Source organism: Xanthomonas sp. WHRI 10207, from assembly GCF_040202975.1.
Classification (GTDB): domain Bacteria; phylum Pseudomonadota; class Gammaproteobacteria; order Xanthomonadales; family Xanthomonadaceae; genus Xanthomonas.
This window is the reverse complement of sequence record NZ_JBEGDX010000003.1, coordinates 858,905-872,945: the sequence shown is the minus strand read 5'-3', so window position 1 is coordinate 872,945 and position 14,041 is coordinate 858,905. Positions and strand designations below refer to the sequence as shown.

Here is a 14,041-nt window from a genome sequence, read left to right as displayed (position 1 = left end):
GCATCAGCGCTGCACGGGGCGTGCACTGGGTGCGGGCGTGGCTGCAGGTGCCGGCGCCACCGGCGATGGCCCGGCCGGCAACTGCGGCGGCTGTGCGCGCAGGTAGTCGCGTACCAGGGCATCGAGCGCTGCTTCCGGGTCGCCGTCGGCCAGCTGGCGGTCGCGTAGATAGCTGTAGCGTGGTGCAGTCATGCGCTGCGCATCGGCGGCATCGCGGATGATGGTGGGGCGAATGAACACCATCAGGTTGGTCTTGTCGCGGTTGCGCGACTTGTGTCGGAACAGTGCGCCCAGGCCCGGCACGTCACCCAGCAACGGCACCTTCTCCACGGTCTGGCGGTCGTTTTGATCCAGCAGCCCACCGAGCGCGACGATGGCGCCGTTTTCCACCACCACCCGCGTTTCGATCTGGCGTTTATTGAAGACCAGCTCCGACGACTGCGCGCTCACCGGCCCGGCAATGGCCGAGACTTCCTGCTTGATCGCCAGCGTAATGCCGCCGGCGGTATTGATCTGCGGGCGCACTTCCAGCTCCACGCCCACGTCCTGGCGCTGGATGGTGCGGAACGGGTTGTCGTTGGCCGCGCCCAGCACTTCGCCGGTGGTGATCGGCACTTCCTGGCCCACCAGAATGCGCGCCTGTTCGTTGTCCAACGTCATGATCGACGGCGTGGACAACAGATTGGAACCGGTATCGCTCTTGACCGCATCGATGATCATGCCGAACACCGCATCGTTGCTTTGCCCGGCCAGACCAATCAGGCCGCCACTCAACCCCAGCAGTGATTGCGCGGCCACATTGCGCGCCTGTTCCAGCACCGAATCGTCATCATCATTGCCGCTGCGCGTACCGGCCGCTGCGGCGGCAAGCGGCACGATGCCCGGCGCTGCACCGCTGTACTGCGTGGCGATCAACGGCACGGTGCCATTGCGGCCGGCCAGCAGCAGCTGCACTCCCAAGCGCTTGGCCGCGGTGTCGGAAATCTCCACCACGATCGCCTCCACCAGCACCTGCTCGCGATGCACGTCCAGCTGGCGGATGACATCCATCAAGGCGCGCTGGGTTTCCGGGTCGGCGTTGATGATCAAGGCATTGGAGCCGGGGTAGCGCACGATTACCGGGCGCTTGCCGGCGGCAGGCGCAATCACCTGGGTCTGTGCGGTGCCGGCGGCTGCCACATCCACGGCAGTGGAGCGCGCGTCCTGCCCGGCTTGCGCCTCATTGCCCGGCGTCTGCCCGACCAACTGTTGCAGCACCGGCAACAGCTGCTCGGCGCTGGCGTGTTGCAACCGCACCACGCTGACATCGCCGCGACGCTCGGCGCGCCCGTCCAGATCCATCGCGGTGCGCACCACGCGCTGCACCAGCGCCGGGTCGCCACGCACGATCAACGAATTGCTGCTGTCCACCGGCAACACCGACAACACCGCGCTGCGTTCGCCTGCCTGGCCGAACAATGAGGTCAATGTGCGTGCCAGCTCCTGCGCAGAACTATTGCGCAAGGTCACCGTGTCGATGGCCGCACGGTCGGTATCGATCTGCGCGACCAGCCCGCGAATGCGCCGCAGATTGTCCGCGTAATCGGCAATCAACAAGCTATTGCCCTGCGGCAGCGCCATGATCACACCGCCGCGCCCGATCAGCGGCTTGAGGATTTCTGCGGCGCTGCGCGCATCCACGCGCTGCAGCGTAAACACCTGCGTGGCAAAACCCAGGTTGCCGCTGGCGGCACTGCCCGGCTGTTGCGCAGCGGTGTCGTCGGGAATGATGCGATACGTCGACGGACCACTGGACACCGCAATCAAACCATTGGCGCGCAACACCGCCAGCAGCATGCCGAGCAGATCGGCTTCGCTCATCGCCTGCGCGCGCGCCACGTTCACCGTGCCCTGCACGCGCGTGTCCACGATGAAGGTGATGCCGGTAGCGCGCGAGACATCCTGGATGAAGGCACGCAGGTCCACGTCCTGCAGCCGTACGGCAGGCGCATCGGCGGCCTGTAGCGACACCACCGGTGCGACGGCACACATGCACAGCAACGTGGCCGACAACAGCCATAAGGGGCGAACAGCGGTCATTGCTGGCGCTTCAAGGTCATGATGTGGGTCTGGCCGTCGCGGCGATAGGTCAGCGTGGCCGCCTGGCCATCGCGTAGTTCGTCCTGCAACTCGCGCAGGTGTTCTGCATCGAGCGTGCGGCCGTTGATCTGGGTCAGCACATCGCCTGCTGCCAGCCCGGCCTGGCGCAACAGCGCGCCATCGCCACGCGGCATGATGGTGAAACCGCTGCCGTCCGCGCTTGCGCGCAGCCCGGCGCTGCTAAGCAGCTGTTGCGGGTCGACCGCGGTTGCGCCTGCTGCTGCCGTCGCATTGCCTACGTTGGACATCACGCCGGATGCGCTGCCTGCTGCCGCTGTGTTCGCTGACGATGGCGTTGTTGCAAGCGCCGGCGCTGCCGCATCGCGCAGTGTCAGGCGGCGCACGCCGCTGCCGGTGCGCAACAGCACATGGTCGGCAGCGACCGCTTGCAACACCACGCCGGGCATCAGCGTATCGCCAATGCGGTAGGCGCCTTGCCGGCCATCGCCAAGACTCAGGTAGGCCGCTGCCTGCGCAGCACCCACGCGCACACCGTGCAGCACCACACCGTCGCTATTGCTATTGCTGTCGGCAACGCTGCGATAGAACACGTCACGGCGTAATACAGACAGATCAAATGCCGTGGCAGCGCTCGGCTGTGCATGACCCACCGGACCGACCGGCGTCATCACCAACCACAGCAATCGCAGCCCTTGCAATGCCAGCAACGCGACCAGCGCACAGACCAGTGCCGTGCGTGCGGCATGCGACGACATGACGGTGGTCAACGGGGGCAAGGCGCGGTGCAAAGCGGACATCCGTCTCAGGATTGCGATCGGATGACAGAATGCGGCAGCAATGTGTCAGTTCGAAGAAATCGATGACACAAGCCGACACACTCCGACATGCGGCAAAACGCAAACGCCCGCTATGCGAAGCACAGCGGGCGTTTGCGTTCCTGCAGGCGTCTGAGGGTTCAGAAACGCGCTGTCACACTGATGTCATAGCTGATGCCGGGCTGGTAGGTGTACAGATCCACCCGGTTGCTGCCCACGCGCTGGAACTCCTGGTATTTGGTCTTGAGCAGATTGCGTGCGGCAAAGTTCACCGACAGCGTATCGCCCGACCACACCAGGCCCTTCTTGATCACCAGATCCAGCGAAGTACCCGGCTTGTCGATGTAGTCCGGCTGACCCGGACGACCGCGTGCAGAAATACGCTCGCCCACGTAGTTGGCGATCAAGGTCGCCTGGCTATGCGTGCTCTCGCTTTCCACACCGATCTGCAGGTTGGCGATATCGTCCGATTGCCCCTGCAGCGCCGACCCGTCGCGAATGAACAGGTTGGCCTGCACCGGTTCGCTGAAGCCGAACGGCTGCACGGTATCGCCGGCACTCGCGCTCACCTCGGACTTGGTGCGCGTGTAGTTGCCGGACACGAACAGGCGCTTGTCGCCCCACCAATCGGCTGCGACCGGCACGTCCAGATACTTCTTGGCTTCCAGCTCGATGCCGTACAGCGTGGCCTTGGGCGCATTGATGAAACTCTGCACGATGCCGCCGCCGGGTGCATCGTTGACGATGGCTTCGATCGGCTTGTCGATGTCCTTGTAGAACGCACCGACGGTGACGTACTGGCCCGGCTCGAAGAACCATTCGTAGCGCGCATCCAGATTGACCAGTTCGCTGTCGATCAGGAACGGGTTGCCGAAGAACTGGCGGTCGATATCCGGGTCTAGATACTGCTGCGGTGCCATTTCGCGGAATTGCGGCCGCGCAATCGTCTTGGACGCACCGAAGCGCAGCTGCTGGTTGTCGGCAAAATTCCAGGTCACCGTGGCCGATGGCAACGCATAGCTGTTCTGCAACGGTGCCACGCTGTCCTGGCGTGCGCCGCTGAAGATGTCGTACGGATGCACCGCCTGGGTGGCGTCCTCGTAACGCACGCCAACGGTGGCACGCAGGGTCGGCACGATTTCGCCTTCGGCCTGCAGATACGCCGCCTTGACCTTCAAGGTCGCGTCGTACGCGGCCGCACCGAAACTGCCGGTGGTTTCGCGTAAGCGCAGCAGATCGTTACTGAGGTTGTAGTCGGAGATTAGGTAATCCACGCGCTGATACTGGTTCAAGAACGGCAACGGGCCGTCCAGCGCCAGAAAGCGGAACTCGCGGCTCCATGCAGTGCGGTCGTTATCCAGATAGGCCAAGCCGCCCTTGACGGTGAGGTCGTGTTCGATCGGCAGCCGCCAGGTCACATCCACGCCGCCGCTGGCGACTTTGTCATCGACCTTGCTGAAGCGTGTGTAGTTCTGCACGCGCGAGGCGTCGTGTGCCCAATAGCCATCGAGCAACTCGTATCGAATGCCGGTTTCGTACGGCACATCGCGGCTGGCGTTGGCCACCGCGGCACGCCACTCGATCTTGAGATCGTCGTATTCGCCGAATGCATGCGAGCCAAGCAGCTGGTTGTTGATCAACTGACGCGCATACCACTCGGTGTTGTCGTCGCGCACATCGAACCCGGCCAGTTCGTCGCGGCCTGCGCGGCTGCGCGCCACCTTCAAGGTGTCGTGCACATACAAGGTGGTCCAGCCGATCTTGTGGCGGCCATATTCCCAGCCCAGGCCGAGCATGCCGTTGGTGCGCACGTTGTTGCGCGTGGTCGCAAAGTCGTAGTTGGAATTGAACTCCACGCTGTCGCCGACAAAGATGCCGTCCTGCTGCTTTCCGGTGCGCGTGCGCCATTCGTTGTCGTAGCTGGCCACGGCCAGAATGCCCAGCTTGGCCTCGCCGATGTCCATGCTGTAGCCGGCGCTGCCGCCGACATTGACGTCCGGGTCGATGCTGTCCTTCTCCTGCAGTACATACAGGTTGGCGTTGTTCATGCTGCGGCCGATGCGGCGGATGTCCTCGCGCGAAAAACTGCCCAGGTCCACGCGGCGCCCGGTGCGGATCGCATCGCGCAACGCGGCAGGTTGCTTGCGCGTGCCATCGTCATCGCCCCACTCGTCATCGCCGAAACCGTAGTACGTCAGGCCCTTCTCGCCGGTACTGACGCTATTGGCGCCGCCGCCCACGGTGAGCGACAGAAACGGTTTGTCCGGCACCGTCATCGATTGCAGATCGATCACGCCGCCGCCGAATTCGCCCGGATAGTCGGCCGAATACGTCTTTTGCACGGTCACGCTTTGCAGCACATCGCTGGGAAACAGATCCAGCGGCACCACGCGCTGCATCGGCTCCGGGCTGGGCAGTGGCGAGCCGTTGAACAAGGCCGACGAATAGCGCTCGCCCAGGCCGCGTACGTACACGTATTTGCCGCGCGACAGGCTCAGCCCGGTAACACGCGTCAGCGCCACCGCAGCGCTGCTGTCGCCGGTACGCTCCATGTCCTCGCGGGTGATGAACGAGGCCACTTCGGAGGTTTGCAGCATCGGTTCGGGAATATATTCGCCGCGCACCACGACCTGGTCGAGTTGCTTGGGCGCAATGGCAGCAGCGCTGGAACTGCTGCTACCGCCAGCGGCATCGCTGCTGGTCGACTGCGCCATGGCGGCGCCGGACAGCAGCAAGGTGGAAATGGAAAGAGACAGGCCCGTCCGCGAAAGACGGGCAACAGCGAAGGTTCGCATCGTGGGAGCCCTGACAACAGAAAAATGAAGCTGGACGCATCACACGGCGACGCGATGGCCGCCGTGCGATGCCGTGCCTCAGCAGGGGCGATCGGCGGTCAGCCCGCAGGTCCAGCCCTGCCACCAGGTGTCGTTGGCATCACGCACGCCACCGATGTAGTTCACCTGCTGGAAGAAGCTGCTCACGCCGTTCAAGCCCTGGAATGCCGGCACTGCAGTTTCGTTGGCGCCATTGATGAAGGTGTTCTGCAGCGTGGACACGCCGTTGGCGACATTGTTGGTGCCGGCCGCGAACTGGCTGGCCGCACGCGGGTCGCTGCCGAACGCGGTCGGGCACGCGAAGAACACCGAGTTGAACGTCCCCAAGGTATCGGTATCGGCCAGGTTGAAGCACACCAGACCATCGCCGGTGCCACCGGCCGGACGGGTGAACACCGAGTTGTAGAACGCGGCCTGCGTGCCCTGGTTGAGCATGATCGCCGCACCCGTGCGGGCATTGCCCACGTAAGTGAAGTTGGCCACCTTCGGGCGCGAATACGGCTGGCGACGCAGGCTGCTCCACTCGTTCATGCGGTCGCCGCCGCCAGCACGCTGGACCACGATGCCGAACTGCAATGCGCCGCTCCAACCGGCATCGGTATCCAGCGAATCGTCGTCGGCGCCGGTGATGACCACGTGGCTACCGTTGACCGTACCGCCGAACCATTCGATCCCGTCGTCGGAGCTGTTGTGGATCTGTACGTAGTCCAGACGCGTGCCGCTGCCCACGCCGGCCAGGGTGATGCCCTGCAGCTCGTTGTTGGGCGAGATTTCGAAACCCGAATACATCACGCGCAGGTAGCGCATCGAGCCGCTGTTGTCGGTGGCGCTATTGCCGCCGTAGAACGCGTTGGTGCCTTCGACCTGCGCCTGACATTCGGGTGTACCCGACACGGTGGCGCCCGGGCAGTTGTTGATCGCTGCACGGCCCAGCACCACGATGCCGCCCCACAGGCCGATGGTGTTGGCGCTGACCGTGCCATCCAGCGCCTGACGTGCAGTGAAGACGATCGGCGCAGTCGCGCTGCCTTCGGCAAAAATCTGCGAACCACGATTGACCACGATGTAGTCGCTACCCGCCGAGCCATACAAGGTGACGCCCGGCTCGATGGTCAACACGCCCTGCGTGCTGCCGGCCGCCGGCGCAATGGCGTTGCCGCCACGGTCGGTACCGACGTTGACGCGGCCGCTGATCGAATACGCGGTACCGGCGCGCGCGGGCACCACCAGATTGCCGGTGATGGTCTCCGGCAACTGGCAGGCGCGCAGCGTGTTGCTGGCAATGGTGCCGACGTTGGAAAAACCGGTGGGGCAATCCGCAGCCGGGCCGGTCGGTGTCGGAGCCGGGGTTGGTGCAGGCGTGGGCGCCGGGGTCGGTGCCGGTGCGGGCGGAAACGCGCCCTCGCCAGGCGAAGCGACACGGTCGGCACCGCCACCGCAGGCAGACAACGCCAGTGCGGTGCTAAAGGTCATGAGAAGTGTCTTGCTGCTGTTGCGAACGGACATGCGGCTGATCTCCAGGTCAAAGGGTCCGGTATGAAGAGGAGTCGTCAAGAATTGGTTGCGTTCCGCTCACTGCAGTGGCGAGCACGTTCAAGATCCCCGTCACCTTTATAGGGGCCGTCTGTTGCATTTGTCTTACCACGACACATTTGACACATAGTTGCCACACGTTGGCATGCACTGTAGCGGGATGACATTCGCCGATATCCCCAGCGCCCTGGCCGACTGGATCGTGGCGCAGGCTTTGGCCGGCCAACCGCCCGAGCACGCGCTGCAACCGCTGCTGGATCGTGGCTGGAACATGCAGGACGCCATCGATGCAGTCGAAGCGCTGGTGCGTGCGCACATCCAGCAGCACGCGCAGACACATGGATTGCCGATGCCGGTGCGCGTGCCGGCGCTGCTGCAGGACAGCGATGCGTCGCTATTGGATCTGGGCGATCGCCAGGTGCGCGTGTTGATGCGCATGCAGTTACCGCGCGTGATGGTGCTGGGTGGCTTTTTATCCGATGCCGAATGCGATGCAGTGATCGCCCTCGCGCAGCCGCGCCTTGCGCGCTCGCGCACCGTGGACAACGCCAACGGCGCACATGTGGTGCATGCCGCACGCACCAGCGACAGCATGTGTTTGCAACTCGGGCAGGATGCACTCTGCCAACGTATCGAAGCGCGTATCGCCCGTTTGCTCGACTGGCCGGTGGATCACGGCGAAGGCTTGCAGGTCTTGCGCTACACCACCGGCGCCGAATATCAGCCGCACTACGATTACTTCGACCCCGACGCAGCCGGCACGCCGGTGTTGCTGCACGCCGGCGGGCAACGCGTCGCCTCGTTGGTGATGTACCTCAACACGCCCGACCGCGGCGGGGCCACGCGCTTTCCCGATGTGCAGCTGGACATCGCCGCGATCAAGGGCAACGCGGTGTTCTTCAGCTACGACCGCTCGCACCCGATGACACGCAGCCTGCATGCCGGCGCCCCAGTCCTGGCCGGCGAAAAGTGGGTGGCGACCAAGTGGCTGCGCGAGCGCGCGGCGTGCCTGCCGGACTGATTGAGCAACGCGCCCAGCAACTAGTAGCTTCGTCGCCCGACGCGCCCATTGCGGCGCGCACCGCGTTCCGTCATGCCACCCGCTCCAGCACGCCGCTAGAGACGCGCGTCACATATGTTATAATATTGCATTAGCTGACACATGGGGTGATCAGCTCTTCCTCGCATCGGTGTCGTTCGATCCATGAAGATCCATATTCTCGTGGCGGCAGTGGCTGCCGTCCTGTTTGTCGCCGAGTCGCGTGCGCAGTCGTCGGATTCGGCGCTGACGCTCGGCAAGGTCGATGTCCACCAGCATGGCGAAGGCCAACTCACCGCACATCAGGTGCTGACCTCGGTGGACGTGCTGGGCGCCGACCAGATCGAAGACAAGAACGTGTCCTACAGCTGGGAGCTGCTCGGGCAGATGCCCGGCATCCAGCTCACCGAAACCCGGCAAGGCGCCGAGTCGGGCAAGGTCAGCTTTCGCGCGTTCAATGGCGAGGGCTACCTCAATGCCATCAAGACGCTGATCGATGGCATCCCCAGCAACGTCAACAGCGGCAACCAGCGCTTCATCGACATGCTGTTTCCGCTGGAAATCAGTTACATCGAGGTGGTGCGCGGCACCAACGATCCGCGCTACGGCTTGCATAATATCGGTGGCAACATCAATTTCGGCACGCGTCAGGGCGGCAATTACACCGATGCGCGTCTGACCTACGGCAGCTTCAATACCCGCGATTCGCAGCTGGCCGTGGGCCGCGAGCGCGACGGGTTCGCGCAGAACTATTTCATCGGCGTGCAGGCCTCCGATGGCTACCGCGACCACGACACCTCCAGCAAATACTCGTTGGGCGGCAAATGGTTCTACGGCACTCTCGATGACGGAATGCGCATCGGCCTGACCGCCCGCGTCTATCACAACGAAGCCGACGAACCCGGCTTCATGACCGCAGCGGAAATGCGGGCCGACCGTCGCAGCTCGGACCTGCGCAACCGCAACGACGGCGACGACCGCGACATGCGTCAGGTCGGCATCCACATGGATTTGAAGCTGGCCGAGAACCTGTTTCTGGGCACCAAGCTGTACTACAACCGTTATCTGGACGACCGCCAGGTGACTTTCAGCGACCTGCCCACCGGCAACGCGCCACGCCAGCGCCGCAGCTGGGACGAGACCCAGATCGGCATGCTCAACACGCTGACCTGGCGCAGCAGCGACACGCTCACCCTGGAAGGCGGCGTCAACTACGAGCATCAGGACAACGCCTACCGACGCGAACGCTTCCGCTATGCCGAGCCCACCAACTTCAATGCCACGCCGGCACGCATCCAAAACGACGACCGCCATACCTTCGATAACTGGGGCGCCTATGTGCAGGCGATCTATCAGCCGATCGAGGCGCTGAAGATCGTGCCGGCCTACCGCGTGGATCGCTTCGATGGCGACACTCAACTGCCGGGCGGCGTGCGTGCACCGCTGCAGCGCTACGGCACCATCGAGCAGCCCAAACTGAGCCTGGTCTACGCCTTCACCCCGACCACCAACGTCTATGCCAACTGGGGCCGTACTTTCCAGGTACTGACCGGGTCTACCGCACCGGCCTACCTCACCGCCGGGCAACCGGACGTGCGCCCGTCCACCAATACCGGCATGGAGCTGGGCATGAAATTCAGCCCGTTCCACGGAAGCCAGGCGCGCATCGCGGTGTGGCAGCAGGACGCGGCCAACGAAGTCTCCAACATGCCCGCCACCGGCACCACCGTCACCCTGGGCAAGACACGCCGGCGCGGCGTGGACGCGCAGATCAATGCGCAGCTGGGCGACAAGTGGACGCTATGGGCATCGCACGCGTATCAGGAAGCGAAGATCGAACGCGACAACCGCGATGCCAACGTGTCGCTGGTCGGCCGCGAGGTGGCGGCAACGCCGCGTTACATCAGCAACATCGGCGTCGAGTACCGGCCAACCGATGCGCTGCGCTTGGGGATGCAGGGCCGTGCGCAAGGCGATTATTATCTGGAAGAACGCAATGTAGCCGGCAAATACGGTGGCTTTGCCACCCTGGATCTCACCGCCAGATACACCATCAACCCTGCCTGGAGCGTGGATCTGCAGGTCCGCAATGCCACCGGTCGCGAGTATGCCTACGTGTGGTACGACAGTTTCTTCTGGACCCAGGCGCAGCCGATGTTTTCGCCAGCGGCAGGGCGCCAGCTCTATCTCGGCTTGAACATGAAGCTGTAACTCCGGCATCCGCAGGCCGGGACCAGTAGCTCATTCGGCGATGACGGCATGGCTGCTGCACAACGCAGCAGCCATGCAACAGATCCGCGATGTCAGGCACTGCCGTCGGCTCCTGCAGCGATTCAGAGCTTGCGGCCATGCCAGCGCATCAATGCGCGATCGGAAGCAACACCGTTCCGTTGGCCATAACGCTGCACGCGTGACTGCGTTTGCATTCGCATGCCCAACATGTGCACGCAACTCAACGCCGCGCAAACAGCCGCTGATCGATCCGCAACATCACAAAGCGCAGCGGCGTCCATGCCAGGCACAGGCCAGCAACGATACCCAGCGTGTCGGCCAGCGCATCGTATGGGTCGGCGCTTCGATTGGTCGTCAGTGCGCCCTGCGCGATCTCAATGCCGATTCCCAAGGCCACCAACCCGATGGCTGCAACGATCTGCGCGCGACGGGTGGCAAACAACTGCACCGCGCCCCAGCACAACAACGCAAAGGTCAAAAAATGCTCAGCCTTGTCGCTGTTATCCGGCAGTTCCGGAATCTCCGGCGGCGGCCCCAGACAGACCGCAATCACCACCACGATCGCAGCGATCCACAACCCCACCCACAATCGCGGCCGATGAAACGGGCGCAGCGTCTGCGTTACAGCCGCCATGTGAGATCGCCGGCCAGAAATGCGGGCGCAATATCCACATCGCGCGCGAAGCCCATCACCTGGAACCGCTCGCCCATCTCGCTGGGCAAGGTCAGCCGCTTGATCTGCTCGCGCAGACGCATGCGCCCCACTTCATCGGTGCGCGTATCGGCCTGCGTCAGCAACGCATCCAGGCCGTTGCCCAGCAGGAAACTGGCCTGCGTGCAGTAACCCGCCAGCTCAAAACCGGCACCGGTACCGGCCTCCGCCAGCGCGGTGAAATCCACCGACGCGGTCAGATCCTGCAGGCCGGGCCAGCGATACAGGTCCTCATGCATGCGATGGCGATAGAACGCACGCAAGGTGCCGTCCTCGCGCTGCGCGCGATAGAACTCGCCGCGCGGATAGCCGTAGTCGACAAACACCATCGCACCGCGCTTCAGGCCGCCGGCCACCGCCTGGATCCAGTACGGCAGCTGCGGCAACAACTCGGAGCGATAGCCATCGGCGAAGGGCTGATCGAGATAGCGCTCCAGATGCCGCACCGCCGCGCTCAACAACGCATCGGCCGGCTGCTCGCCACGCGCAAATTGCTGCTGCGCATCGAGCACCACGGTTTCTTCGTACACCTCGCCCTCGCGGATCGCAAAACGCGGCGTCGGCAGCGCATCGATCACCTCGTTGGCGAACAGCACGCCGTCCCAATCGTCCGGGAACGGGCCATCCAGCCATTCGACCAGATCGAACACCGGCGGGATCAGGCTGCGCCCCAGGCGCTCGCGCTGACGCTCGCGCAGGTCCGCACTGGGTTCGAGAATCGCGTAACGCTCGGGCAATGCATCCAGCTCCAGCAGCCGCTTGAGCATGACTTCGGCAAATGCGCCGCTGCCGCCGCCCACTTCCAGCATGCGCGCCTGCGGCCCCAGCTGCTGCAGCACCGGTGCCAGCGCACCAGACACGGTGGCCGCAAACAACGGGCCCAGCTCGGGCGCGGTGACGAAGTCGCCGGCTTCACCGAACTTGCTCGACCCGGCGCTGTAATAGCCAAGGCCCGGCGCATACAACGCCAGCTCCATGAAACGCGAAAACGGGATCGCACCGCCGGCGGCCTGGATTTCGGCGCGCACATGCGCGGCCAGTCGGTCGCTGTGCGCCAGCGCGTCCGAATCGGGGGTGGGGAGGTCGGCGTGCATGCGGGCACCGGTTGCGGGGACAATGCACAGGATAGCCGAGCCCTTTGCAACGCCGAGCGAGTACGTCATGACAGACAGTTCCAAGGTGGTGTTGATCACCGGCGCAGGCCGCCGCATCGGCGCGCAGATCGCCACCACGCTGCACGCCGCCGGCTACCGCGTTGCCCTGCATGCGCATCAGTCCGCCGACGCGCTGCGCGCACGCGTGGCCGAGTTGTGCGCGCAGCGCGCAGGCAGCGCGCAGGCCTTGCACGCGGATCTGCGCCTGCCGCACGCACCTGCGCAACTGGTGGCCGCGTGCATCGACGCGTTCGGCCGCCTGGATGGCGTGGTCAACAACGCCTCGGCGTTTTATCCCACCGCAGTGGGCGAAGCCACGCCGGCGCAGTGGGACGAGCTATTCGCGGTCAATGCACGCGCGCCGTTCTTCATTGCCCAGGCCGCTGCTGCGCAGCTGCGCCAGCACCGCGGCGCCATCGTCAATCTCACCGACCTGCATGCACAGCAGCCGATGCGCAACCACCCGCTATACGGCGCCTCCAAGAGCGCGCTGGAGATGCTGACCCGCTCGCTGGCGCTGGAGCTGGCACCGCAGGTCCGCGTCAACGCCGTCGCGCCCGGCGCCATTCTGTGGCCGGAAGAAGGCAAATCACCCGACGCCAAGCAGGCGCTGCTCGCCCGCACGCCGCTGGCGCGCATCGGCACGCCGGAAGAAATCGCCGAGGCGGTGCGTTGGTTGCTGGACGATGCCAGCTTCATCACTGGTCAGACCTTGCATGTGGATGGCGGCCGTCAACTCAGCTGAGGGCGGCTAGCAACACGACTGCGCTCACCGCCAGGCGGGCGCGGCCGATGCTCGGTGCGGTAGTGCCACTCGTACATTGCGGTTCTGAGTGCGACGCCCACAGCTGCCTGATGACTGCTCACCACGTTTTGTTAGCCGCTCTAGAGCGGACGTCGCACGAACGCACGCGCTACGTGCGGTGCATCGTCAGCGATCGGCGTGCGAAAGCGCACAGACCGATCCGCGCCGAACTGACATCCCTTCACCACGACATTGCAGCACGACCAACCGCACTGCACACCTGCGCTACTGCGCGGCACTCAGCGCAGGCACATCCAGCGGCACTGTCGCAAATGCGCTGCCGTACTGCGGATGCGCCTGCCACAGCGCGGCGAGCGTGCGTCCGCTCAGCGGGTCGACAAAGTCCGGCGCGATATCGGCCAGCGGCTTGAGCACAAAGGCATGCTTGAGCTCGGGACGCGGGATGCGTAGATGCCCGGGACCTTCAACAATGCAATCGCCAAAAAACACCACGTCCACATCCAGCGTACGGTCGCTGAAACGCGGCCCGCTGCGATCGCGACCATGCGCGTCTTCCAGCGCATGCAGCCACTGGTCGAGGGCATGCAGGTCCAGATCGGTCTGCAAGGCCACGGCGTTGTTGACGAAGTCCGGCCCATCGAAGCCCACCGCCGGCGTGCGATACGCCGGGGAGACGTCGAGCTGGCCGAAGCGCGCGCGCAAGGCGGCGACGGCCAAGCGCAGGTAGTGAGTCGGCTGGACATTGCTGCCGAGGCTGAGGAGCACGGTGGTCATACGGTATTCGCGCATGCGGCCGGCGTCAGCGTCAACTGTTGCTGCGCGCTGCAGGCCCATCGGCGCACGCGCAGCGCGCGTG

At 64.5% G+C, this 14,041-nt stretch carries 10 protein-coding genes and 1 other RNA gene; 4 read left to right on the top strand and 7 right to left on the bottom strand.

All coding sequences use genetic code 11. The features are described from left to right. Positions 1-3: 3 nt before the first annotated feature. From gspD to ABQU90_RS14105, 4 genes are all read right to left on the bottom strand, one after another. Entirely contained in the window at positions 4-2,079 is a 2,076-nt protein-coding gene (gene gspD / locus ABQU90_RS14120; protein WP_323521568.1) for a type II secretion system secretin GspD, read from the bottom strand. Continuing rightward, the gene (locus ABQU90_RS14115) at positions 2,076-2,897 is read right to left on the bottom strand and encodes a type II secretion system protein N (RefSeq protein ID WP_323521567.1); all 822 of its coding nucleotides are present in this window, start codon (positions 2,895-2,897) and stop codon (positions 2,076-2,078) included. The genes gspD and ABQU90_RS14115 overlap by 4 nt, the downstream gene beginning before the upstream one ends. 158 nt (positions 2,898-3,055) lie before the next feature. Next, complete coding sequence (locus ABQU90_RS14110) at positions 3,056-5,710, bottom strand: TonB-dependent receptor domain-containing protein (RefSeq protein ID WP_323521565.1); 2,655 nt, start codon at positions 5,708-5,710, stop codon at positions 3,056-3,058. Positions 5,711-5,788: 78 nt separating this feature from the next. Then, entirely contained in the window at positions 5,789-7,255 is a 1,467-nt protein-coding gene (locus tag ABQU90_RS14105) for a beta-helix domain-containing protein (RefSeq protein ID WP_311238960.1), read from the bottom strand. Between the two features lie 187 nt (positions 7,256-7,442). Between ABQU90_RS14105 and ABQU90_RS14100 the strand changes: the two genes are divergently transcribed. Then, positions 7,443-8,303: a 2OG-Fe(II) oxygenase gene (locus ABQU90_RS14100; protein WP_323521564.1), complete on the top strand. Its 861-nt coding sequence runs from the start codon at positions 7,443-7,445 to the stop codon at positions 8,301-8,303. A 183-nt stretch (positions 8,304-8,486) separates the two neighbouring features. Next, on the top strand, positions 8,487-10,532 hold the full coding sequence (locus tag ABQU90_RS14095; protein WP_323521562.1) for a TonB-dependent receptor: 2,046 nt from the start codon (positions 8,487-8,489) through the stop codon (positions 10,530-10,532). A gap of 241 nt (positions 10,533-10,773) precedes the next feature. On the opposite strand, the gene ABQU90_RS14090 is transcribed toward ABQU90_RS14095, so the two are convergent. Both ABQU90_RS14090 and ABQU90_RS14085 read right to left on the bottom strand, forming a co-directional pair. Further along, the gene (locus ABQU90_RS14090) at positions 10,774-11,187 is read right to left on the bottom strand and encodes a VanZ family protein (protein WP_323514339.1); all 414 of its coding nucleotides are present in this window, start codon (positions 11,185-11,187) and stop codon (positions 10,774-10,776) included. Then, positions 11,175-12,428 (bottom strand): class I SAM-dependent methyltransferase, encoded by a 1,254-nt coding sequence (locus ABQU90_RS14085; protein WP_193552554.1) that lies wholly within the window; start codon positions 12,426-12,428, stop codon positions 11,175-11,177. The genes ABQU90_RS14090 and ABQU90_RS14085 overlap by 13 nt, the downstream gene beginning before the upstream one ends. On the opposite strand from ABQU90_RS14085, the gene ABQU90_RS14080 reads away from it, so the two are divergent. Next, positions 12,427-13,164, top strand: coding sequence for a pteridine reductase (locus ABQU90_RS14080; protein WP_323521561.1), 738 nt, complete (start codon positions 12,427-12,429; stop codon positions 13,162-13,164). The genes ABQU90_RS14085 and ABQU90_RS14080 overlap by 2 nt on opposite strands. Before the next feature lie 61 nt (positions 13,165-13,225). Continuing rightward, positions 13,226-13,301: non-coding RNA, sX9 sRNA (locus ABQU90_RS14075), on the top strand. Between the two features lie 148 nt (positions 13,302-13,449). On the opposite strand, the gene folK is transcribed toward ABQU90_RS14075, so the two are convergent. Next, positions 13,450-13,959, bottom strand: a complete 510-nt coding sequence (folK, locus tag ABQU90_RS14070) for a 2-amino-4-hydroxy-6-hydroxymethyldihydropteridine diphosphokinase (RefSeq protein WP_323521560.1) — start codon at positions 13,957-13,959, stop codon at positions 13,450-13,452. Between the last annotated feature and the right edge of the window lie 82 nt (positions 13,960-14,041).

Bases quoted from the DNA above. Each gene is read 5' to 3' on its own strand.
- gspD (WP_323521568.1), bottom strand. From the start codon at position 2,079: ATGACCGCTGTTCGCCCCTTATGGCTGTTGTCGGCCACGTTGCTGTGC.
- ABQU90_RS14115 (WP_323521567.1), bottom strand. From the start codon at position 2,897: ATGTCCGCTTTGCACCGCGCCTTGCCCCCGTTGACCACCGTCATGTCG.
- ABQU90_RS14110 (WP_323521565.1), bottom strand. From the start codon at position 5,710: ATGCGAACCTTCGCTGTTGCCCGTCTTTCGCGGACGGGCCTGTCTCTT.
- ABQU90_RS14105 (WP_311238960.1), bottom strand. From the start codon at position 7,255: ATGTCCGTTCGCAACAGCAGCAAGACACTTCTCATGACCTTTAGCACC.
- ABQU90_RS14100 (WP_323521564.1), top strand. From the start codon at position 7,443: ATGACATTCGCCGATATCCCCAGCGCCCTGGCCGACTGGATCGTGGCG.
- ABQU90_RS14095 (WP_323521562.1), top strand. From the start codon at position 8,487: ATGAAGATCCATATTCTCGTGGCGGCAGTGGCTGCCGTCCTGTTTGTC.
- ABQU90_RS14090 (WP_323514339.1), bottom strand. From the start codon at position 11,187: ATGGCGGCTGTAACGCAGACGCTGCGCCCGTTTCATCGGCCGCGATTG.
- ABQU90_RS14080 (WP_323521561.1), top strand. From the start codon at position 12,427: ATGACAGACAGTTCCAAGGTGGTGTTGATCACCGGCGCAGGCCGCCGC.
- ABQU90_RS14085 (WP_193552554.1), bottom strand. From the start codon at position 12,428: ATGACGTACTCGCTCGGCGTTGCAAAGGGCTCGGCTATCCTGTGCATT.
- folK (WP_323521560.1), bottom strand. From the start codon at position 13,959: ATGACCACCGTGCTCCTCAGCCTCGGCAGCAATGTCCAGCCGACTCAC.